This window comes from Acinetobacter wuhouensis (genome assembly GCF_001696605.3).
GTDB classification, from domain to species: domain Bacteria; phylum Pseudomonadota; class Gammaproteobacteria; order Pseudomonadales; family Moraxellaceae; genus Acinetobacter; species Acinetobacter wuhouensis.
Genome location: NZ_CP031716.1, coordinates 3,415,717 through 3,437,098, shown reverse-complemented (window position 1 = coordinate 3,437,098; position 21,382 = coordinate 3,415,717). Strand labels below are relative to the sequence as shown.

Sequence of the window (21,382 nt, the reverse complement as noted above, 5' to 3'; positions counted from 1 at the left end):
GGCAAAACCTGTGGTTTTTAACATCAATGAGTCTTAGAACAATACGCGAACGCGGATTGTGCCTTCAACTTCATGAAGTGTATCAAGTGCTTCTTGAGATGCAGTTGCATCAACGTCCATCACTAAGTAACCGACATCACCTTTAGTCATTAAAGACTGACCAGAGATGTTGATACCGTGTTCAGCGAACAAGTTGTTGATCTTAGAAAGAACGCCTGGCACGTTTTTATGAATGTGAAGTAAACGGTGTTTACCTTCAGTCAATGGAAGTGCGATTTCAGGGAAGTTCACAGCAGATAAAGTCATCCCTTTATCTGAGTAAGCAACAAATTTTTCAGCAACTTCTAGACCGATGTTCGCTTGCGCTTCCATAGTCGAACCACCCACGTGAGGTGTTAAGATCACGTTGTCTAAGCCACGAAGTGGAGAAACAAATTCTTCACCATTTGCTTTAGGTTCTTTAGGGAATACGTCAACTGCTGCACCAGCAATATGACCTGATTTGATTGCATCAGCTAAATCTTCGATCACAACACAAGTACCTCGTGCAGCGTTCAAGAAGATTGAACCTTCTTTCATTTTCGCAAATTGTTCTTTTGCGAAGAAGTTCTTTGTAGAAGGAACGTCAGGAACATGAAGTGTTACCACATCAGCATTGGCAAGAAGTTCATCAAGTGAACCCACTTGGCGTGCATTACCCATCGGAAGTTTAGTGACTGCATCATAATAAATCACATGCATACCCATGCTTTCAGCTAAAACTGAAAGTTGAGAACCGATTGAGCCGTAACCCACGATACCTAAAGTTTTACCACGAGTTTCAAACGAACCTACAGCAGACTTGTTCCAACCACCGCGGTGAGTTGATGCTGATTTCGCAGGTACGCCACGAAGTAAAAGAATCGCTTCAGCAAGTACAAGTTCAGCAACTGAACGCGTATTTGAATATGGTGCGTTAAATACAGGAATACCACGAATCATGGCTGCATTTAAATTCACTTGGTTGGTTCCGATACAGAAACAACCGACTGCGATCAATTTATTCGCAGCTTCAAAGATTTCTTCGGTTAATTGCGTACGGGAACGAATACCAATGAAGTGTGCATCTTTAACCGCTTCTTTCAACGCTTCACCTTCAAGCGCAGTTTTACGGAAATCGATGTTGGTATATCCAGCAGCATTTAAAGTGTCGATTGCGTTTTGGTGAACGCCTTCTAACAACAAGAAACGAATTTTATCTTTAGGTAGTGAAAGATGTTGGCTCATTACGGCTCCGCTACAAAGGCCAAATTTAGTCGCAGTATGATACCATATACATGGTTCTATAGATATTTCGTTATGACAGTATCGACGGATATTTTATCTACGATTTCTGATAAGCATTATATATAAATCAAATAGATTACAGGTTTTTTTCTAATTTATTGATTTTTAATATTGTTGTTGAATTGATCATACACAAAGTGTGGATAATCAAATTCAAATCTGTGCTTTATCCTGAGCAGTCATTTGGCTAAAATGACTGAAAAATCGGTATTGTTAATGATTTAAACCATGAAAATTTGCGAAAAACTTTCATGTACTGGTTTAAAATATCGAAAGTTGTAGCGCTACAACCTCTCTTTTACTTCTTGCTAGGTCCGCAAAACGATGAATGCTCCAGTTACGATAGCACCCGAATTATTGACCCAATTGACGCAGATTGTTGGTGAAAACCGTATAAAAACAGATGCTGACAGTTTAGAAAATTGGGGTAAAGACCATACCAAGCATTTTGATCCAAATCCTTCGGTCATCGTTTTTCCATCGAGCACAGAACAAGTGCAAGCGATTGTTAAACTTGCCAATCAGTTTAATGTTGCGATTACACCGTCTGGTGGTCGTACAGGTTTGTCTGCTGGTGCTGTGGCTGCCAATGGTGAAATTGTCATTAGTTTTGACAAGATGAACCAAATTCTAGAATTCTATCCTGCGGATCGTATGGTGCGTATCCAAGCGGGTGTAGTGACTGAACAATTGCAAAATTATGCTGAAGAACAGGGTATGTATTATCCAGTGGATTTTGCATCTGCGGGTTCTTCTCAAATGGGCGGAAATATTGGTACCAATGCGGGCGGTATCAAAGTCATCAAATACGGCATGACACGTAACTGGGTACTTGGTCTGACTGTAGTGACAGGTAAGGGTGATGTACTGCGTTTAAACAAAGGCATGATTAAAAATGCGACTGGTTACGCAATGCAGCATTTATTCATTGGCGGTGAGGGGACTTTAGGTTTAGTCACTGAAGCTGAAATTAAACTTGAACGTGCGCCACATGATTTACAAGTTTTAGTTTTAGGTGTGCCAGATTTTGATGCGATCATGCCTGTACTTCATGCATTCCAAAGCAAAATTGATTTAACTGCATTTGAATTCTTTGGTGAATTGGCAATGCAAAAAGTTTTGGATCGTGGTCATGTTCAACGTCCGTTTGAAACTGAATGCCCATTCTATGTATTGCTTGAATTTGAAGCGCCGTATGAGCCAATCATGGATGCTGCGATGGAAATCTTCGAGCATTGCATGGAACAAGGTTGGGTACTTGATGGTGTGATGAGTCAAAGCCTTGAGCAAGTTCAAAGCTTATGGCGTTTACGTGAAGATATTTCTGAAACGATTGCACCATTTACACCGTATAAAAATGATATTTCAGTGTTGATTACGCATGTTCCTGCATTTATTAAAGAAATTGATGCAATTGTAGAAAGTAATTATCCTGACTTTGAAATTTGCTGGTTTGGTCATATCGGTGACGGTAACTTGCACTTAAATATTTTAAAACCTGAAAATTTATCTAAAGATGAATTCTTTGCTAAATGTCAGGTGGTGAATAAATATGTGTTTGAAACTGTGAAGAAATATGATGGTTCTATTTCTGCTGAACATGGTGTGGGTATGACGAAAAAGCCATATTTGGACTACACTCGTTCTGCTGAAGAAATCGAATATATGAAAGCGTTGAAAAAAGTGTTCGATCCAAATGGTGTAATGAACCCAGGTAAATTGTTTGATCTTTAACTTGTTTGATCTGCCAGTTATTTGATTCAAGCTTGATGCGGTTATTCATTTTGTAATCGCATAGATTTATGTTAAAAAGCGTATTCAATAGAATGCGCTTTTTTTCAGCTATTCGAAATCTAACAAAAATATTAAAAGAATATCACCATGGATAAAATAAGAATAAAGCTTGAAGCAGACCAATCCAAACAAAGGCGTAAAGCATTTGATCATTCTCTCAGATTGTTGTTACGTTATTTACCACTGACAGTATTTATGACGGCAGGTTTAATTTACTTTTTAGTTAAGTACAGCTTAAGTCCTGAAAGTTACCAAGATCAAGAAATTGTTCAAGCACATGGAAAGTGCCTGTATGCACTTGCGATTGGCTTTATCGTGATGAGCTGGAGTTGCATTATTTATTATTTTAAAGGCAATGGGGCGTTTAAAAATTATGGTCGTTGGTTGATCCTTCTTTCAAGTTTTCCAATCATTTATGAGGTGGTCATGCATTTTGACAAATTTGCTTTTGGGTTGCTGATTATTTCCTTTTATTGGTTAAAGTTTGCCTTTAAACCGCATGATTCTCTTCGCTAAGACTACAAAGTACGACTATTGTAAAATGAGGAATTAAGGCAAAATTTAGTCGTAAGTTAAGTATGGAATTTAAGAATATGAATCGTTTAGTTGTAATTTCTGCGCTGTGTTTGGGTGTTTTATCGGGTTGTGCGACGACTCAAAATTTAGTGAATAAGGTCGGTGGTGGCAGCACACCTTTAGATCAGGTTTTAAATGAGCGTTCTGATCTGCGTAAGAATTTGGCAACAGTTGAGTTACGTCAGTATTTTAACAAAGTAGAAAATCCGACGGTAGCGGAAGTGAAGTTGACTGAAACAGGCTTGATGGATGATTCGGTTCGTTCGATCCGTACAGTATATAGTTTTAAAAATGTTGATGGTCAGTGGAAGCGTGTAGATACACAAAAGGAATATCAATGCTATCGTGGGAAAAATACCAAGACTTTCCAAAAAGCGAAGTGTGCTTGATAGGTAATTTTTTAAAATAATTATTGTAAATTAAGTAATTATGTTTCATAAAAGTGTATTAATTTTGATGCACTTTTTCCATTTTTGGGGTTTTAGTAAATGAATTTGAATAAGAGTATTTCTGATGCGATAAAAGAAATATATGTCTCTTTAAATTTTTTAAGCGAGCAATATTCACTAGCTGAATTAGAAAATTATACGAATGTCATAAAAATTTTAAAAGAATTTGATGATCCAGATAAGAAATGGCGCTATTTCTATAAACTTGAAAGTAATACTGCATTATTTGACTTAGCTTCTATTTTTAGAAATTCTAAGAATATCTTTCAGGATAATCAATTACCTACAATAGATGAATTATGCAAAAAAATATTATCACAAATTGTCACTGTAAGATCGCAGTCAGCTACTTTTCAGGGATATGAAATAGATTTTGAAGAGGTTTTACAAAACAGATTAAAATATATTCACCTCTCAGAGGAATTAGCTATTGGTCTAAAAAATTCTCACAATGATCTTAGGAAAGTAAACAATCAAATTTTAGAAATTAGTCAAGAACGGCAAGAATTAATAGATTCTTATGAACAAGCTGCTAAAATGATTGAAGAATTAAAAAATAAGAAAGAAATATTAAATAAAATTACAGACAAAGTAACTAATGGCGAAATTGAAAAATTGTATGTGGATATTTATAAGGAAGAAATGACTATAGCGAATAATTATAGAAATTGGGCTTTATATATTTTCTGTAGTGTAGGAATTATTTTATTATTGTGCTTCTTCAATATCTCTATTCAAAATTGGAATCATTTAAGAGATAGTAACTTTATTGAGATACCATTTGGTATAGACAGTCTACTTCGTATTCTTATGCTCTTTAGTTTAACCACTCCTGCTTGGTATTTAACAAAAGAATCTTCAAAACATCGTAAAGTTGCATACAAAGCAAGGATGATAGGTACCGAACTTGCATCTTTTCCACTTTATGTAAGTGAACTCAAAGATGAAGATCGTCTAGAACTCCGTAAACATTTGGCTGATCGGTTCTTTGGACAAGAGCTTTATATTGAGTCTAATCAAAATTTTGATCATTCTGTCGAGCAAATTAAATTACTCACTGAAGCAAATAAGGCATTAGCAGAAGCTTTAAAAGTAAAAAAATCTATTGAGTAACTCTGGCATTCTAAATCTGCAACACAGAAACTCATAAAGCCTATCGAATCCAAAGACTTGATAGGCTATCTTTAAGAATCAAAACTCATCAGTATAACAATATGAAAACCCTTGCCTTTATCCATCGCAACGATACCCGCTTTGCCATTGGCGATTTTTATCCAGTGCTTTCAGTCTTTTCACACTATGAATTGGGCAATACCGTTTCACCATTCCTCTTACTTGATCACTTAGGTCCAGGCATTTTAAAACCAACCAATTTACGTAAAGGTGTAAGCGAACATCCACACCGAGGATTTGAAACCGTTACCTTAATCTTTTCAGGAGAACTCGAACACCGAGATTCAACAGGTGGAGGTGGAATTGTCTCAGCAGGCGATGTGCAATGGATGACCGCAGCTTCAGGCGTAGAACACAAAGAAGTCTTTAGCGAAGCATTCTCCAAGCAAGGTGGATACTTTGAAATGGTGCAACTGTGGGTCAACTTACCAGCCAAAGACAAAATGAATCCACCACGCTATCAAAGTCTGCGTAAAGCCAATATTCCCGTGGTCGAATTACCAAAATCAGCAGGAACATTACGCGTCATTGCAGGAACGTATGTGGATGAAAACAATGAAGTACATCAAGGGCCTGCAAAAGTACATTCACCACTCAATGTTTTAGATATTGAAATCCAAGCAGGGCAGACCATAACGCTACCCGCAGGGGCAGGTGATACTACGCTTGTGTATTTACGAACAGGCAAAGCACAATTTCAGCCAGAAGATGAAATATTTGAAGAACAATCACTTGCCGTGATGTCGAACCTTGAACAAGGCTTTGAAATTACTGCTTTGCAACACTGTAAATTATTACTTCTAACCGGCAAGCCATTACAAGAACCGATTAATGGTCATGGTCCATTTGTCATGAACACTTATGATGAAATACTGGAAGCTTTTGATGACATTAAAAATGGCACATTCATCAAATCCAAAGTCTTAGAAGATGAATAAATCCGTTAAAGCATGTGATTAGTGTAACCGCATGCTTTAAAAGTCATTTAAGTTTAATTAAGCAGTTGGATTGGCTTTATTTCTCAGAGCAATAAAACCTTTAATGATCATCGCAATACCTATACCGACACATAAACCTGTTAAGAATTTACCGAAGAAGCCTAAGCCGAGTTCTTGATTATTGGCAGAACTAATGGCTTTTGCTGTTGCTTCTGCTGAATTTGTACCACCAGCTTGAGCATCCATCATCGCAACAAAACCAGTGTCAGTTTTACAACTGCCAATGATAGAACTGGAACTTTCACCATATTTTTGTTGAACTAAACTTTCACAACGTGCTTGGTCTTCTGCGCTGATATTGGGCTTGGAGCTTGTGAAATAAAGACCACCACCAATAAGGAATAAAACAATACCAATAATGATCATGACGACAGGGTTTTTATTTTTCATTTAAATTATTCATATTTATTTATAGAGGATTTAGAATATCTTAAGAATAAAAAATGTTCAACTTTGACATGAAAAGCGCATGTGTTAGACTGTATTCACTGAATTTAGGATATATTCATTTCACAGTGTCCATTCAGTCAATTCTCACAAATATTATATGTTCTAGACACCTTGTGAATACGGTGTTCAACTCGCTTTCTCTCAAAGCAAACTCCACAATTTAATTTTAAAAGTTAGTGTTTAACACGCTTGTTTGCAGTGTGACGGTATTTTTCTCCCTGAAAATTGCTCAAGTCATCCAAACATGATGAAAGATATGTAGAAAGTCATGAAAAATTCAGTACAACAAGGACAAAACTTAAGTTTGAGTCGTGCTACGCTGATGTTTCCATTGGCCTTGGTATTATTCGAATTTTCAGTGTATATCGGCAATGATTTGATTCAGCCAGCGATGCTTGCGATCACCAAAGAGTTTGGTGTGAGCAGTGCGTGGGCACCGTCATCGATGTCATTTTACCTGCTCGGTGGCGCTTGTGTCGCTGGGATTATGGGGCCGTTGTCCGATCAAATCGGGCGTAAAAAAGTATTATTGGGTGGTGTGGCGTTCTTCGTCATTACCTGTTTACTCATTCTATTAACTGGGAATATTGAAAGCTTTTTAGTTTTAAGATTCCTCCAAGGTTTTGGCTTATCTGTGATTGCTTCAGCAGGTTATGCTGCGATTCAAGAAACCTTTGAAGAACGTGATGCCATTAAAGTCATGGCACTCATGGCAAATATTTCCTTACTCGCACCATTGATTGGCCCTGTGGTCGGTGCTGCGCTGATTGACCATGTGTCATGGCATTGGGGCTTTATTGGTATTGCCTTTTTGGCTTTTCTGAGTTGGTTTGGTTTAAAAGCCAAAATGCCGAATAATCAAATCAGTATTCCTAAACAACCGATGAGCTATATTTGGGATGACTATAAGAAAGTTTTTAAAAATAAGACTTTTCTCGGTTTAACTCTAGGCATGCCGATGGTGGCAATGCCACTGATGCTATGGATTGCCTTATCACCTGTCATGCTCGTCGAAGAACTTGGGCTAAGTAGTTTGCAATATGGTTTAGCACAGTTCCCAGTTTTGGGTGGTTTAATCGTTGGCAATATCGTACTGATTAAATTGGTCGATCGCTTGGCTTTGGGTCGCACAGTTTTGATTGGTTTACCGCTGATGCTACTTGGAACGGCAATTGTCGTTATTGGTACGATCTGGAGAGAATACTTTCTTTACTGCGTCATTTTAGGCATGACTTTAGTCAGCTTTGGTGAAGGGATTAGCTTTTCAGTGCTTTATCGTTTTGCGTTAATGTCTTCTGAGGTGTCTAAAGGCACTGTTGCCGCAGCAGTATCAGTATTATTAATGATGACCTTCTTTGTGGTGATTGAAATTATTCGTATTCTGTATGAGTATTTTCACCTGTGGGCATACGCGATTTCATGTTTTGCTTTGATCGCTCTATGGTTCACGGTTCCACGTGGAATTTTGAAAGGGATTATGCAACAGCGCAAAGCCAATGGTGAGTTTTAGTTTTAATACCTCACGTACTCCCTCTCCTTAGGGAGAGGGCTGGGGTGAGGGGGATATTTATTATTCAAACTTCTTTAATTTATGATCAAAAACAAAAGGTCCAAACGGTAAAATTGAAGCAATTAAACCGAAAATAAACATTTTAATAGACCATTTTTGCTTTTCACAAACAATAAATAAAACAGCAAGAAAGGCGATAAATAACACGCCATGTCCCATGCCGACGTATTTAACTAGCATAGGATTACCCCAAATATATTTTAAAGGCATTGCAATAAATAACAGGAGAAGAAAAGAAAGCCCTTCAAGAAAACCGACAATACGTAAGGTTTTGATATTCATGGTCACTTCGTCAAATGAGAATGAGCAATTGAGTCTATCTGAATAAAATGAAAAGTCGAATAATTTTTGCCTGAAATTTCATCTACATCCAACGAAATATAAAATATGATTTTGATGCTGTTTCAAACATCAATTATTTAATTTCCAAAGTCAACAGATTGGTCTTAAGTTTTAACAACTCAGGTAAAGTTTCGAGCAATAAACTAATTTGCTTGAGTACCAGTAATAATTCATCAGATAAATTTTCTTGATCACTGAGTAGTTGAATCTCGGACAATTTTTCATTGATCTCGGGTTCATTCAACAGATTTTGATTGAGTAATACATCATTTAAAGTCTGTTTACACCAGAGCATCAAGGCTAAAATATGTGGGTCTTGTATGGCGTCTCGGTGGCTACCTAGTGCAGAAATATAGCTGAGTTGGCTATGGCTATAGACCAAGTAACGGAAAGCATTGTGAATAAGATCTTGATTTGGATTCGGTTCAGTACTCAAACTCGAAATCATACTGGATAATTCAATCTGTGCATTATGCGCAGCACGACGAGCTTTACGATAATCAACACTGTTATTTCGTCCGTGTTGGTATTGTTCAACCACGGCATCAAAATAATCCAAAGTGGCTTTGCTGCTTTTACGAATATTGTTGGAAATATCACGAAAATTCCAATCTGGCCAAATAAAACTCACGGCAAACCATGCAATCAAACAGCCCAATAATGTATCGATAATTCTAGGTAAAATGATGGCATAACCTGCACCTTTTAAATTGAAAATCAGCAAAACCATCATGGTTGCCATGAGGGTAGCCATGGCATATTTTTTTGAACGCAAATAGAAAAAATACACACCAAAGATAATAGTGAGTACCAACTGTCCTTCAATACTGGGTACGAAATAGAGAATCGGAATCCCCAGTACCACACCCAACACTGTTCCTAGAGTTCTCAGTTTTAAACGACTTTTGGTGGCAAAGTAACTGATTTGGCAGACAAATAAACTGGTGAGTAAAATCCAATAACCATTTTTTGCAAAAGGCAGCAAGGAAATGCTATAGCCCACAGCAAAAACAAAAGCGATTCGTACGGAATGGCGAAACAACGCAGATTTTGGGGTTAAATGTTGCTTAATCTTGAGCCATAAATCTTGTACGCCGTGAATATCATCATCCAATAAATTCAAGTTATCTCGATGTAGGCTATAACTTTGTTGATAATTATTTTGCTCTATACTCAGGTTAATAAATTGATCTTGTACATTTTTTAGATTTTTTAACACCAAGAGTAGATTTTTAACTTCAAGATTATGTGGATTTTGCTGGATCCACTCATACATGGAACTGTGTAAATTTTCTAAAGCTAAGGCATTGTCTGGATTGGTTTGAAAGCTTTGTCGATTTAAAATAAATTCTGCCAATTTTAGACAATTAATGGCTTGTAAGCGGACATTTTTTTGTATGCGATAAATTAAATCGGTACGACTAAAATTCTGCTGAATTTTTTCATAATGTAAATAATTAGAAGTTGCTTGCTCATGAATATCTTGAGCGAGGAAGTATAAATTTAACCAGTAAATGGTATTTTTATTGGCACGTGAGGCTTTCAGGCGAGTGAGTAAGGATGCTTTAGTGCTATTTAAACTTTGTACCACAATACTGTTTTGTAAGGACAAGTCATATAAAAGTTGTTCAACATTTTGAGTATTGTCAGGGTCAAATAATTTCGCCTTGCACATGAGCAATTCAGAAAGGTGGCTGAAACTATTGGATAAATTGTCTTGTACTGCTTGTGTGGGTTTAAGTAAATAGAAAATAATCGAGCTAAAGCCATACCATAAAGCACCCATCACAAAATAAGTGGGCTGTTGATACCATTCAGAATATTCACCTAGCCCAAACATGGTGTAAATGGACAATAAAACCGTGCCAAATGAGATGGTTGCATAGCGTTGCCCCAGTGCACCCATGAGTATAAATAAGCCACTGGACAGTGATAAATAAATTAAAAATAAAATTTTATAAGGATAAAGAAAATCGAGAATACTACTAACAGTGAAAAATAGGATGCAGACAAAGGCGAGGTTTCTTAAACGAATACTGAGCCGGTCATCGAAATCGGTCAGCGCAGTGGCAATCGCACCTAGAGTAATTGGAACAATTAATTGGTGATAACCTAGAAAATACAGCCCAAGTGTTGTACCACTCAGTACAATCAAAATCTGTAAGCAATAAATTAAGATCGAATTGGACTTAATATTTTGAAAGATTTGATAATAACTATTCACAGTGAATGTTCGGTTGTTGGGCTGAGTCAGTATTTTACCTAATTCTGCATTGTAGAAATGCTTTATTGATTATCGAAATGTAAAAAGAAAGGATAAATAATCAACATTTTATATACAGTTTATCTCTTACGAAATGGCTCTAAAATATTCACAATAGGTTGTCGGAAATTTCCAAAATTATAAAAATGCCAAAATCATCAAGTCAGTCAAAATCAGAAATAAAACTACCTCGGTTCCGTGATGCAGCGTTGGTGGAACGTCGTAATTTAAAAATGGCGCGTTCTATTCATGCTTATGTACGAGGCAATACAGCGAAGTATTATGATTGGTTAAAACAAGCAGAAATTAGCTCAATTCCACAAGGACCTGCAATTTGGATTTGTGGGGATTGTCATACTGGAAATCTTGGACCTGTTGCCAATGCGAAAGGTCAAATTGATATTGAAATCCGTGATTTAGATCAGACGGTGATTGGAAATCCCGCCAATGATTTGATTCGCTTAGGATTATCACTAGCAACAGCAGTACGGAGTTCGGATTTACCTGGTGTCATCACTGCCAAAATGATTGAATCTTTATATGCGGGTTATGTACATGCCTTGGAACGTAATGGACGTTTGAGTCATAAGCTTGAGCATCCATTATTGATTCAAACTGTGATGAAGAAAGCTGTAAAACGGACATGGAAATGTTTGGCGGAAGAGCGTTTAAGTGGTTTAGAGCCAGAAATTACGCTAGGCAAAAAGTTTTGGCCTTTATTAAAAAAAGAACAAAGTGAAATAGATTTAGTTTTCCAGCAGCCTGAGCTTCAAGATCTTGTCACGATGATTGGAAAACGTGATGAAGATGCTAAGTTAAGGGTACTCGATTCAGCATATTGGGTGAAAGGGTGTAGCTCACTGGGTTTGTTACGTTACATTGTGCTGATTGATTCAATGGATGGCAAAGTCCAACGTGGCAAGGGGCTATGTTTGATGGATTTAAAAGAAGCCACTAAAGCGCTTGCTCCTCGATATTCAGATGCGCCTATGCCGAAAGACAATGCACTGCGTATCGTTGAAGGTGCGAGACATTTATCTCCATATTTGGGCGAACGGATGCGAGTAAGTAAGTTCCTCGATACCTCAGTGTTTATCCGAGAGCTTTTACCGCAAGATTTAAAGTTAGAGATCGAAGGGATGGGGGAACAAGAAGCGCAGAATTTAGCTTTCTATTTGGCATTTGTTGTTGGACGTGCGCATGTACGACAAATGGATGACGTTACTCGAAACTCTTGGATCAAGGAATTAAAACGCAATCAATCAAAAACGATTGATGCGCCATTTTGGTTATGGCGTAGTATTGTCGAGTTGATCAGTGTACATGAGGCAGGGTATCTAAATCATTGCCGTCTTTATGCTTTATCGCATCAAAAATAATGCAAAAAAAGTCCTAGATTAAAAATACATGTCTGAATTTAGATTCAAACATGTATTTTACTTTTATCTTGTAAATAATGTTGTAGTTCAAAGATTATGCACAATGCCTTTGCAATAAAGGGTACATAAGGACGTATTCCTAGTTCTGGGCAAAATTTACAATGGATCGCGCTACGGTCTAATCGGATGGCAATATTTGAAATGGTCTTTTTCAGTTGTGTAATTTGAATTGGTTTAGATGTATTCCTATTCTGAAAATCTACTACACCACACATTTTGAAATCATTTTTAAAGTCAGTTGATAGATGGTCAATAGTATTCGATTGAGGGTGTTTTTCTGAAATGACATTGAAAAGTTCGAGAAGAATTTGCATTGTTTCAAGCAGTTTATTCTGTATAAATTTAGAGTCTTGGCTAAGTTCTAAACTATTTGAAGTTTTAAAATAAGTTTTATTCAGTAATGTAATGATGATGATTAAATCGTGCTGAATTTTTTTTAATGAAATTGGATCATTTTGCATGATGATTAATTGTGGGCAGTATTATTTTTAAATTGTGGATAAAATTAATTTTATCCACATTACATCATTTAATTATTGAATAACCCCACAGGCGATACGTTCACCACCACCGCCTAAAGGTTTCGGAAGATCAGAATAGTTGTCTCCACCCGCATGAATCATGACAGCTAAGCCCTGAATATCAGCAAGTTTTAAACGCGGTGCAATAAGTGTCGTTTTTGCATTACCATTTGAATCGACATTCAGCACGGGTAAATCTCCCATATGCCCGTCATTTGGTGTGCCATGAGCGGATTTATGTGGATTAAAATGTCCACCAGCGGCTAAAGCAGCGCCCATTTTCCCATCTTTTTCAGCAGGTTCGCATGAACCTTTTTCATGGATGTGAAAACCATGATAACCCGATGGTAATTGACTTAATTCAGTATTAATTTTTAAGCCGTTTGGAGAGTCTTGAAAGTTAACAGTACCAATTTTTCCACCGACACCTTGAGCTGAAACAGAGCTTATATCAACAGTTTGTTGAGGCTCTGGTGATTTTTTTGTTGTAGGTGTAGTTGTACACGCTGTAAAAAAAGCAAGACAAGTACAAAGTACAGAAGTTTTAAAAATGATAGATGTCATCGGTGCATCCAATTGATTTAGTCAGTATTAAACAATATTCAAACAAAGCTTTAAATGATAAACAATATGAATTAAATATCTGATTGTATAGTTTTATTTAATGACGATTTTATTGGCACTTATTATGCTTTATGTGCTTGATAGGGGAAGACGATTCGCTAATGTGTATTTATTGCGAATCATCTTCTTAAAATGTTTAAAAATAAAACATGAAACATCTATAGTTTAGGTGAGTCATCATCCTTGATGTCATAGGCCATTGTTGCATCAGGCATGATCATTTTAGGTTCTTCAGTTTCATGTAACCATTCACGCCAAATTGCCAATAGAATCGCTAAAATCACAGGGCCGATGAATAAACCGACTAAACCAAAACTTGCCAGTCCACCCAGGACACCAAACATGATGAGCAGGAACGGAATTTTGGTTGCACCAGAAATGACCAAAGGACGAATCACATTATCTGCTGTACTGACAATACAAATACCCCAAGCCATGACACCTATTGCTTCGATGGTATGTCCTTTAGAAAATAGCCATAAAGACACCGTGGTATAAGCGACAGGGGGCCCAAAAGGAATAAGCGCAAGTAAGAATGTGACAATGGTCAGTACCATTGGATTTGGCACATCTGCAACAAAATAACTGATACCAGCAAGAATAGATTGTGCAACAGCAGTTAAACCAACACCATAAACAACAGCACGAGTTGTTTCAGAAATTGTATCTAGATAATGATGAATACGTGGACCAATCAGCATCTGAAGCGCTTTACTCACTTGTGCCAAAATTGTTTGTCCATCACGATAAAAGAAGAACAAAGACATGATGGAAAAGCTGAGTTTTACCAGATTTTTGGTAATTTCATTTAAAATGAATTTACCATAATTCATATGTCCCTGAATCCATGCACCTATCGTTTGAGAAAGGCTGGTCGGGTCGGCATTGATTTCACGGACAGTTCGACTGATTTCTTTGCCGATAATTGGAAGATCACGAATCAAATCTGGAACCGTTAAATGTCCTGATGACATTTGGCGCTGTAAGTCGAAATAGAGATTACGCCCTTCATGCTGCAAAATAAAAATTGCAAATGTCAGTGGAATTCCGATAACCAATACAACAAGCGTGATCATCAATGACGCACTAAGCGTCGGACGATTTTCACCCAATAATCTTAAAATGCGTTTGTATATTGGCCATGTCATATAGGCGATAATGCACGCCCATAACACAGGTACAATAAAGTACTTCAGAATATCGTAGCCTAAAAAAATCAGGATAAACAATAATCCGAATAATAAGATGCGCTGTAAATTCGACGTAAAATCTTGCACTGATCACTCTAAAAACGGTTGAGAGGCTAACTCAATATTAACTGAAAAATAAAGTCTGGCAAATTGAGCACCTATTTTATTTAGGTATTCTCAAATGACTTTAGAACCAATCGCTTGGGTCGTCTATTAAAGCATCAAGTAGCGGTTGCCATTGTTCTTGTATGGTTAAAAAGTTCTTTTGGTTTTTATCGAAAATACTGAGACCTTGCATTGCCAATTGACCATAAGCAGTACGTTCTGAAATCCAAGCTACAGGTTTTTGCTCAATTTTCTCAAAAAATTGCTGAATGTCTTTTGAACTCGAACTATTCGGTTTTACACGATTTGCCACCAAATGTACTGCAACCTTACCTTTACGAATTTTTTTAATGTCTTGGATATGTTTTAGAAAGCGCTTGGTACTGTCAATATCGAAGAAAGAGGGTTGTAGAGGTGTGACGACAGCATGACATTCGCTGATAAGCTGTTCAGCGTGTTCACCTGTTAAAGCACCTGGTGCATCAATAATTAAATAATCGAGATTTTTAGGCGCATCACCAATTGATTTTTCATGGCGCCAATCTAAGCTTTGAATTGTCGCCGCTTGTTCAGGACGCTGTTTTAACCATTGCAGGGCAGATTTTTGTGTATCAGCATCAGCCAATGCGACTTTATAGCCTTTTTGAGCTAATGCAGTTGCTAATGTTATTGCTGTAATTGTTTTACCGCATCCACCTTTTAAATTTGCAATGAGTATTGTTTTCATGAGTGATCTATAGATTCTGTCAAGATTGGGTTTTGTCTTACTGTAGCACTATTTTCAAGCGTATAGGTTACACATGACAAAACTTTAGTAGTTGTTTACATTGTGTAAAGCCTAATTTAGGTCAAATTGATAAGGGAAAAAGCATGTCCGTTGGGATGGCAATGTTAATCGGTGCTTGTATAGGTATAGTATTAACCACAATCGTGCTATCAAGCACACGTAATGGCAAAATTAAAGCGGAATATGAGCAATACATTTCTGAGTTGGAGCTCGAACATCAGCAGGCTTTGGCACATGCCCAAAAACGTAGTGTGAATACCAGTCGTGCTGTTTTAAAAGGGAAAATGGCAGAGCAACTTGCACCGATTATGCCTGAGTTTCGTTATTTACCGAGTGATGCGAAGTTTTTAGGCGATCCGATTGATTATGTGGTTTTTGATGGCTATACGGATTTTCGTGATGGTGATGGTTTAGCAGAAGATATAGAAGTGGTGTTGATTGATATTAAAAGTGGTGGTGCTCGTTTGACTAAAGGGCAGCAGGCGATTGCTCAAGCAATAAGAGAAGGGCGGGTACGTTTTGAAACGATTCGGATTGATTTTGAGGATTAAAAAATAGCATAGTTAAAATTGGATCATCACAATGATCAAACAACAAATTTTGAGTTTCTTAAATGAATTGGAAAATGACAAAATCGATTCATTTTTTAGATTTCTAATTCAGATAAAGTATCAACAACATCTTTCAAAGCAACAGCTCTACCAAGTTTTGATGGAGATTCTTCAAGATGATGTTCATGAGCAATCTTGCGCTTACAACATACTGACAGATACTTTGGATTATTTTGTGGGCTATCATTCGCCATTAGTACCAACTCACTTCGCCTATGCGTTTGTAAAAGCTTTAGGTGAATAATCTAATCATTTATCTCACATAATTACTTTTTAAATGTATGATGAGTTTAATATTTTTATAATTTATATCTAAATTACAATGTCACATCGCCTATATCTTTATAATTATTGTGCAGAAACGAGTGAGTTTTCATCTTATATTAGTGAATGGAAATATGTTGTTCCACTCCTTTTTATTCCTTTGCTCGCTGAGCCAAAAGCAAAAGGGAAAAGTCTGTATTTCAATAAAAAAATCGGTGTAGAACAACTCACGAAATTTTATAGCTTATTAGAACAACAATTAGATCTATTTCAACATCATGATTTTCAGGAGAAACGCAACAAAGTCCTTGAATATTTAAATGACTTAGCATTTGAGCATTTTTATATGGATGCAACAGATGTCTTTAATATGCGTGATGAGCCTAAAAAACAGCAAGCAAAAGATTTTGTAGAAGAATTACAGTTAAATCAACATGCTTTTCAACAAGCAATTGAAGCTAATTCGCTTGAACCGTTGAATCCAGTATTGGAAAGTCAATTTCATTTTAAAAGTTGGTTGGAATTACTTGAGCACGAATATGTCGATTACGGTTGGTATTTGCTCGAAGTTGGTCATCTTATGCATCCAGAAGTGCATATCATTTGTGAAGATGAACATTATGGTTTGATGAATGCAAAATCTAAAATTATTCTTCCTGCTATTTATAACGACATTCAAGCTTTTTCCTATATGGGGTATGCCATTGTTGAAAAAGATCAAAAGTTCGGTGTGGTTTATGCAGACGGGAAAATTTGCATTAAACCTGAGTGGGATGAGATTGGTGAGATCAATGATTTTGAACAAAAACAAGCGATTGTTGTTCGGGATGGTAAGCTTGGCTTAATTGACTTATTGAATGAACAGATTTTATTGCCAATCGATTATGAGGAAATCGACTTTCTTTATAATGGATATTTACAAGTTAAAAAGAATGGTGTGTTTCAGGTACTCGATCAGTCTCTAGGTTCGATCATTGAAAACAGTGATCAACCATTTGAGCTATGGTCTGAAAACTTTCTTACGCAGCCAATTGCTAAGTCGCCCTATTTAAAATTTTATAACCGTCTCGGTGAATATATTGGGGAGTTTTATCCTGAGAATTTACGTGAGTTAAATCATCAATATTTGCTGTTAAAACCTTTTAAGAAAAAAGCTGTTTTTTATCAGCTATATGATTCACATGGAATGTTAATTTTTGATGATATTGAAAAAATAAAATATACCAGTGAGAACAGTTGTATCGCGTTGCAACGTAATAAAGCGTGGATGTTTTATCATTGTGCTCTGCAAAAAAGTATTGAAATTGAAGATATTCTGAATATTCAAGATGACTATTTTCATCAACATACTGCGCTGAAAGATCATTATATTTTGACCAATACCAAGAATCTGTACGCATTGTACGATGCTTTAAATGATGATTATGTCTTTCCATTCGACATGCAAATTTTAAGCATTCAATATGTCAGTGATGATATTTTTATCATAAAAGACGCTCTGGGCTATCAATATTTTAAATTATCTGATCATTCTTTTAGTGATGAAAAGTATGACTATATTTGTGGATTTTTACAAAATGATTTTTATATTTTAGCGTATAAAAATAATCAGTTAGTGCATATAGACCAGACATTGAACTGTGAAGAAATGACGAATGAACAATGTGCAAAATTATATTTGAGCCGTAGTTACTTTGAAGGTGAGGATTTAACTTATTTTGAACGCTATGTTAAAAATTTAGAAGAAACACAAGGATTTAATTATTATCAATATTTAGATGATCGCCAATTGTCCTATTTAGGGATGGAAGAAGCTGAAAATGGCAATTTAGACGAAGCGATTAAAATTTATAAAATTGGTGTTGAACGACAACATGCAGAGATGATGTGCCAATTGGCATATATTTATACCGAAAATGAAAGTGTATTAAATATTGATGAAGCAATTCAACTTTATAAAAAATCTGCTGATCTAGGCGATGCCAATGCACAAAATAATTTAGGTTATCACTATATGACTGGGATAGGTGTTCAGAAAGATGTAGCACGAGCCATCCAATTATATTCCATGTCAGCAGCACAGAATTATGCTTTAGCCCTACAGAATTTGGCGTTTAATTACTATAACGGTGAGGAAGTTGAACAAGATTTGATACTTGCATTGGATTATTTTAAAAAGGCTGAAAAGCAAGGAATGTCTAACCCGCATGAAATGATCGAAATTTATTATCGAATTGATGATTATAAAAATGCGATTAAGTATTTAAAAAAGTCTAAAGATGAAGATTTTACCTATATTTATTGGGGAATCTTTTATCAATACGGTTTCGGTATCGATGTAAATCTAGAAAAGTCCAAAAAATATTATGAACGTAGCTTGGAAGTAGGTTCATATTCTGCAGCGTACATTGCGTTGCTTGAATATTATATCAAAAATGGTGCATTTGAATCAGAAGATGACTATGTTCGTGTTCTCGCACTCGCCCAAGAAAATGAAGCGGATCTTCCTGAGCATGTGCTTCCATCAAAGAAGTCGAAAGGATTCTTTAAGCGTTTATTTGGTCAGTCTTAAATCAAGTTGAGTAGCGATTAACTCAACTCCTGTGGATCAACATCAATCGTCACTTTCATCGAAGATGGCTTACTGTGTAAAAGATTAGCCCACCATTGACGTACATAGAAATGCATCTTGGCGCGATCTTGTGAAAGCAAAACAACATGCGATTGATAACGTCCAGCTTTACGTTCCATCGGCGCAGGAATAGGCCCCCAAATATCAATTAAATTTTCCTCTGAATTTTGGCGAAGTAACTGCGTCATTTCAGTGAGAAATTTTAAATTTTCTTCCTGATGTTTAGATTCACAACGGATCATGATGGCATAACGACAAGGTGGCATTAAGGCCGCTTGACGATCTTTCAAAGTCTGCTTTGCAAAAGCACGATAATCTTTATCAATGAGTGTATTTAATAGAGGATGATCGGGACGCAAAGTTTGTAAATAAACTTCGCCTTTTTTCTCACCACGACCTGCACGACCAGCTACTTGAATAATCAATTGTGCGGTTCGTTCTGTCGCACGAAAATCCACACTCAGCAAACCTGCATCAATATCTAAAATCGCCACTAAAGTGACATAAGGGAAATGATGACCCTTCGCCAGCATTTGTGTACCCAGTAAAATCGTTGGTTCACTCTTTTGAATTTGATCATAAATTTTTTGCCAACTGCCGACACGACTGGTGGAATCACGGTCTACACGTAACACTGGAAAATTCGGAAATAATTCATTTAAGGTTTCTTCAACTTTTGCAGTACCCATGCCAATCGGTTTAAGCTGGGTTTGATTACAACTTGGACAAGCATCAGGCATGCGATTGATCGTGCCACAATGATGACAATGCAAATGCTGATAAGGCTTTAAGTGCAACGTGAAATGCGCATCGCAATGTGGACAATTGGCTTGCCATCCACAACTTTCACAAATTAAAACAGGGGCATAACCTCGACGGTTGAGAAAAATTAAAACCTGTTCTTTTTTCTCTAAACGTTTTTTAATTTCGGCAATTAAACTATCGCTTAAGCCATTTTGTTTTTTCGCGACTTTTAAATCAATTAAATGCATTTTCGGCATCACCGCCGTGCCTGCACGTTGGTTCAATTCGATGCGAGTCAATTTGTCCTGACGTGCTAAATAATAACTGTCAATACTTGGCGTCGCTGAACCTAAAATAATCGGACAATTTTCCAAGTGCGTACGATACATCGCCACATCACGTGCATGATAACGGAAGCCTTCTTGCTGTTTAAATGAGAGATCATGTTCCTCATCTAAAATGATCAAACCCAGATTTGGTAATGGCGTATAAATCGCTGAACGTGTACCCAAAATAATAGACGCTTTACCCGTCTGTGCATGTTGCCAAGCTTGTAGACGTTTAGTGTCATTTAAACCTGAATGGAGCAGAGCAATATTGCAATGAAAGCGGGATTGGAAACGGCTAATAGTTTGTGGGGTTAAACCAATTTCAGGCACTAAAACCAAAACTTGCTTGCCTTGTTTCAATACCTCATGCATGACTTGCAAATAAACTTCAGTTTTACCACTACCAGTTAAACCATCGAGTAAATATGCATGATATTTATTTTGAGATTTTAAAATATTTTGAATAGCTTTCTTTTGGTCTTCATTCGGTGTCAGTGGCATCTGCGCCAACTGCACAGGCTCAGGCTTAAAGTTTTGTTCTTCTAAATCACAACGAACAATCTCTTTCTTTTCAAGTGCTTTTAACGTCGCTGTTTCTACACCGCTAAGATTGAGAATATTTTCCTGTGTCCCTTTGGGATGCAATTTTAAAATTTTATAAGCTTCTTGCTGTTTCTCGGAACGCTTTACTTTGTCTTCAGCATTTAAATCGAGTACTTTCCAAATACGTGCCAATAAATTGTAGGGCTTTCCTTGACGTAATAAGGTCGGTAAAGCAGTTTGAATCACTTCTCCGATTGGAAATTGATAATATTGCGCAGACCATGTCAATAAACTTAAAACTTTCGCATCTAAAATGGCCTGATCATCTAACAGTTCAGTAATGAATTTAAGTTTGAAATGTGAATCAATGGGCTCATCAATGGGGATTTTCTTTACAATGATGCCAATCAGATTTTGTCGACCAAAAGATACCGCCACGCGAGCACCGATCTCTGCCTGTGCATATTGTTCAGGACTGACTTGATAATCAAAGCAGTCGTTCAAATAGACAGGTACAGCAACTTGAACTCGGTAAATTGGTGTCGGCGTATCAATATTATTCGGCATATTTAAGATTCAAAGACTCAACGATGAAATTGTATCGTGTACGGATTCTGCTTGTGTTAGAGTGTAGCGATCATTTATAAACAAG

The 21,382-nt window shown here is 36.7% G+C and carries 19 protein-coding genes; 10 read left to right on the top strand and 9 right to left on the bottom strand.

Annotation, left to right across the window (positions count from 1 at the left end; all coding sequences use genetic code 11):
- Positions 1-33 precede the first annotated feature (33 nt).
- A complete protein-coding gene (gene serA, locus BEN71_RS17115) occupies positions 34-1,266 on the bottom strand; it encodes a phosphoglycerate dehydrogenase (protein ID WP_068975085.1) in 1,233 nt (410 codons plus the stop codon).
- Positions 1,267-1,650: 384 nt separating this feature from the next.
- Between serA and BEN71_RS17110 the strand changes: the two genes are divergently transcribed.
- The 5 genes from BEN71_RS17110 to BEN71_RS17090 all read left to right on the top strand — a co-directional run bounded on the left by BEN71_RS17110 (position 1,651) and on the right by BEN71_RS17090 (position 6,256).
- The gene (locus BEN71_RS17110) at positions 1,651-3,060 is read left to right on the top strand and encodes an FAD-binding oxidoreductase (RefSeq protein WP_068975086.1); all 1,410 of its coding nucleotides are present in this window, start codon (positions 1,651-1,653) and stop codon (positions 3,058-3,060) included.
- A 147-nt stretch (positions 3,061-3,207) separates the two neighbouring features.
- The gene (locus BEN71_RS17105) at positions 3,208-3,636 is read left to right on the top strand and encodes a hypothetical protein (protein WP_068975087.1); all 429 of its coding nucleotides are present in this window, start codon (positions 3,208-3,210) and stop codon (positions 3,634-3,636) included.
- Between the two features lie 77 nt (positions 3,637-3,713).
- The gene (locus tag BEN71_RS17100) at positions 3,714-4,085 is read left to right on the top strand and encodes a hypothetical protein (protein WP_068975088.1); all 372 of its coding nucleotides are present in this window, start codon (positions 3,714-3,716) and stop codon (positions 4,083-4,085) included.
- A gap of 99 nt (positions 4,086-4,184) precedes the next feature.
- On the top strand, positions 4,185-5,258 hold the full coding sequence (locus tag BEN71_RS17095) for a hypothetical protein (RefSeq protein WP_068975089.1): 1,074 nt from the start codon (positions 4,185-4,187) through the stop codon (positions 5,256-5,258).
- A gap of 101 nt (positions 5,259-5,359) precedes the next feature.
- Positions 5,360-6,256 (top strand): pirin family protein, encoded by an 897-nt coding sequence (locus BEN71_RS17090; RefSeq protein ID WP_068975090.1) that lies wholly within the window; start codon positions 5,360-5,362, stop codon positions 6,254-6,256.
- A 57-nt stretch (positions 6,257-6,313) separates the two neighbouring features.
- On the opposite strand, the gene BEN71_RS17085 is transcribed toward BEN71_RS17090, so the two are convergent.
- Positions 6,314-6,706 (bottom strand): hypothetical protein, encoded by a 393-nt coding sequence (locus BEN71_RS17085; protein WP_068975091.1) that lies wholly within the window; start codon positions 6,704-6,706, stop codon positions 6,314-6,316.
- 328 nt (positions 6,707-7,034) lie between these two features.
- Here BEN71_RS17085 and craA point away from each other — a divergent pair, with 328 nt between their 5' ends.
- Complete coding sequence (gene craA / locus BEN71_RS17080) at positions 7,035-8,276, top strand: chloramphenicol efflux MFS transporter CraA (protein WP_068975092.1); 1,242 nt, start codon at positions 7,035-7,037, stop codon at positions 8,274-8,276.
- Between the two features lie 60 nt (positions 8,277-8,336).
- Here craA and BEN71_RS17075 read toward each other — a convergent pair whose 3' ends face one another.
- Positions 8,337-8,618 (bottom strand): DUF3817 domain-containing protein, encoded by a 282-nt coding sequence (locus BEN71_RS17075; RefSeq protein ID WP_068975093.1) that lies wholly within the window; start codon positions 8,616-8,618, stop codon positions 8,337-8,339.
- A gap of 133 nt (positions 8,619-8,751) precedes the next feature.
- The gene (gene yccS / locus BEN71_RS17070) at positions 8,752-10,902 is read right to left on the bottom strand and encodes a YccS family putative transporter (protein WP_068975094.1); all 2,151 of its coding nucleotides are present in this window, start codon (positions 10,900-10,902) and stop codon (positions 8,752-8,754) included.
- Between the two features lie 185 nt (positions 10,903-11,087).
- Here yccS and BEN71_RS17065 point away from each other — a divergent pair, with 185 nt between their 5' ends.
- The gene (locus tag BEN71_RS17065) at positions 11,088-12,320 is read left to right on the top strand and encodes a DUF2252 family protein (protein WP_068975095.1); all 1,233 of its coding nucleotides are present in this window, start codon (positions 11,088-11,090) and stop codon (positions 12,318-12,320) included.
- Positions 12,321-12,364: 44 nt separating this feature from the next.
- Here BEN71_RS17065 and BEN71_RS17060 read toward each other — a convergent pair whose 3' ends face one another.
- The 4 genes from BEN71_RS17060 to BEN71_RS17045 all read right to left on the bottom strand — a co-directional run bounded on the left by BEN71_RS17060 (position 12,365) and on the right by BEN71_RS17045 (position 15,547).
- Positions 12,365-12,841: a hypothetical protein gene (locus BEN71_RS17060; RefSeq protein WP_068975096.1), complete on the bottom strand. Its 477-nt coding sequence runs from the start codon at positions 12,839-12,841 to the stop codon at positions 12,365-12,367.
- Between the two features lie 72 nt (positions 12,842-12,913).
- Positions 12,914-13,465 carry a superoxide dismutase family protein gene (gene sodC, locus BEN71_RS17055; protein ID WP_068975097.1) on the bottom strand — a complete coding sequence of 184 codons (552 nt, stop codon included), beginning with the start codon at positions 13,463-13,465 and terminating at the stop codon, positions 12,914-12,916.
- Positions 13,466-13,683: 218 nt separating this feature from the next.
- Complete coding sequence (locus BEN71_RS17050) at positions 13,684-14,802, bottom strand: AI-2E family transporter (protein WP_068975098.1); 1,119 nt, start codon at positions 14,800-14,802, stop codon at positions 13,684-13,686.
- A gap of 100 nt (positions 14,803-14,902) precedes the next feature.
- Positions 14,903-15,547 carry a ParA family protein gene (locus BEN71_RS17045; RefSeq protein ID WP_068975099.1) on the bottom strand — a complete coding sequence of 215 codons (645 nt, stop codon included), beginning with the start codon at positions 15,545-15,547 and terminating at the stop codon, positions 14,903-14,905.
- A 143-nt stretch (positions 15,548-15,690) separates the two neighbouring features.
- Here BEN71_RS17045 and BEN71_RS17040 point away from each other — a divergent pair, with 143 nt between their 5' ends.
- The 3 genes from BEN71_RS17040 (at position 15,691) to BEN71_RS17030 (ending at position 19,054) form a co-directional block, all read left to right on the top strand.
- Positions 15,691-16,158, top strand: a complete 468-nt coding sequence (locus tag BEN71_RS17040; protein WP_068975100.1) for a Holliday junction resolvase-like protein — start codon at positions 15,691-15,693, stop codon at positions 16,156-16,158.
- Between the two features lie 31 nt (positions 16,159-16,189).
- Positions 16,190-16,462 (top strand): hypothetical protein, encoded by a 273-nt coding sequence (locus BEN71_RS17035; protein ID WP_068975101.1) that lies wholly within the window; start codon positions 16,190-16,192, stop codon positions 16,460-16,462.
- Between the two features lie 78 nt (positions 16,463-16,540).
- Entirely contained in the window at positions 16,541-19,054 is a 2,514-nt protein-coding gene (locus BEN71_RS17030; RefSeq protein WP_068975102.1) for a tetratricopeptide repeat protein, read from the top strand.
- Positions 19,055-19,071: 17 nt separating this feature from the next.
- Here BEN71_RS17030 and BEN71_RS17025 read toward each other — a convergent pair whose 3' ends face one another.
- Complete coding sequence (locus tag BEN71_RS17025) at positions 19,072-21,297, bottom strand: primosomal protein N' (protein ID WP_068975103.1); 2,226 nt, start codon at positions 21,295-21,297, stop codon at positions 19,072-19,074.
- Positions 21,298-21,382: the final 85 nt, after the last annotated feature.

What these genes read in the sequence shown, in the direction of transcription:
- serA (WP_068975085.1), bottom strand. Translation starts at nt 1,266, where the DNA reads ATGAGCCAACATCTTTCACTACCTAAAGATAAAATTCGTTTCTTGTTG.
- BEN71_RS17110 (WP_068975086.1), top strand. Translation starts at nt 1,651, where the DNA reads ATGAATGCTCCAGTTACGATAGCACCCGAATTATTGACCCAATTGACG.
- BEN71_RS17105 (WP_068975087.1), top strand. Translation starts at nt 3,208, where the DNA reads ATGGATAAAATAAGAATAAAGCTTGAAGCAGACCAATCCAAACAAAGG.
- BEN71_RS17100 (WP_068975088.1), top strand. Translation starts at nt 3,714, where the DNA reads ATGAATCGTTTAGTTGTAATTTCTGCGCTGTGTTTGGGTGTTTTATCG.
- BEN71_RS17095 (WP_068975089.1), top strand. Translation starts at nt 4,185, where the DNA reads ATGAATTTGAATAAGAGTATTTCTGATGCGATAAAAGAAATATATGTC.
- BEN71_RS17090 (WP_068975090.1), top strand. Translation starts at nt 5,360, where the DNA reads ATGAAAACCCTTGCCTTTATCCATCGCAACGATACCCGCTTTGCCATT.
- BEN71_RS17085 (WP_068975091.1), bottom strand. Translation starts at nt 6,706, where the DNA reads ATGAAAAATAAAAACCCTGTCGTCATGATCATTATTGGTATTGTTTTA.
- craA (WP_068975092.1), top strand. Translation starts at nt 7,035, where the DNA reads ATGAAAAATTCAGTACAACAAGGACAAAACTTAAGTTTGAGTCGTGCT.
- BEN71_RS17075 (WP_068975093.1), bottom strand. Translation starts at nt 8,618, where the DNA reads ATGAATATCAAAACCTTACGTATTGTCGGTTTTCTTGAAGGGCTTTCT.
- BEN71_RS17065 (WP_068975095.1), top strand. Translation starts at nt 11,088, where the DNA reads ATGCCAAAATCATCAAGTCAGTCAAAATCAGAAATAAAACTACCTCGG.
- BEN71_RS17060 (WP_068975096.1), bottom strand. Translation starts at nt 12,841, where the DNA reads ATGCAAAATGATCCAATTTCATTAAAAAAAATTCAGCACGATTTAATC.
- sodC (WP_068975097.1), bottom strand. Translation starts at nt 13,465, where the DNA reads ATGACATCTATCATTTTTAAAACTTCTGTACTTTGTACTTGTCTTGCT.
- BEN71_RS17045 (WP_068975099.1), bottom strand. Translation starts at nt 15,547, where the DNA reads ATGAAAACAATACTCATTGCAAATTTAAAAGGTGGATGCGGTAAAACA.
- BEN71_RS17040 (WP_068975100.1), top strand. Translation starts at nt 15,691, where the DNA reads ATGTCCGTTGGGATGGCAATGTTAATCGGTGCTTGTATAGGTATAGTA.
- BEN71_RS17035 (WP_068975101.1), top strand. Translation starts at nt 16,190, where the DNA reads ATGATCAAACAACAAATTTTGAGTTTCTTAAATGAATTGGAAAATGAC.
- BEN71_RS17030 (WP_068975102.1), top strand. Translation starts at nt 16,541, where the DNA reads ATGTCACATCGCCTATATCTTTATAATTATTGTGCAGAAACGAGTGAG.
- BEN71_RS17025 (WP_068975103.1), bottom strand. Translation starts at nt 21,297, where the DNA reads ATGCCGAATAATATTGATACGCCGACACCAATTTACCGAGTTCAAGTT.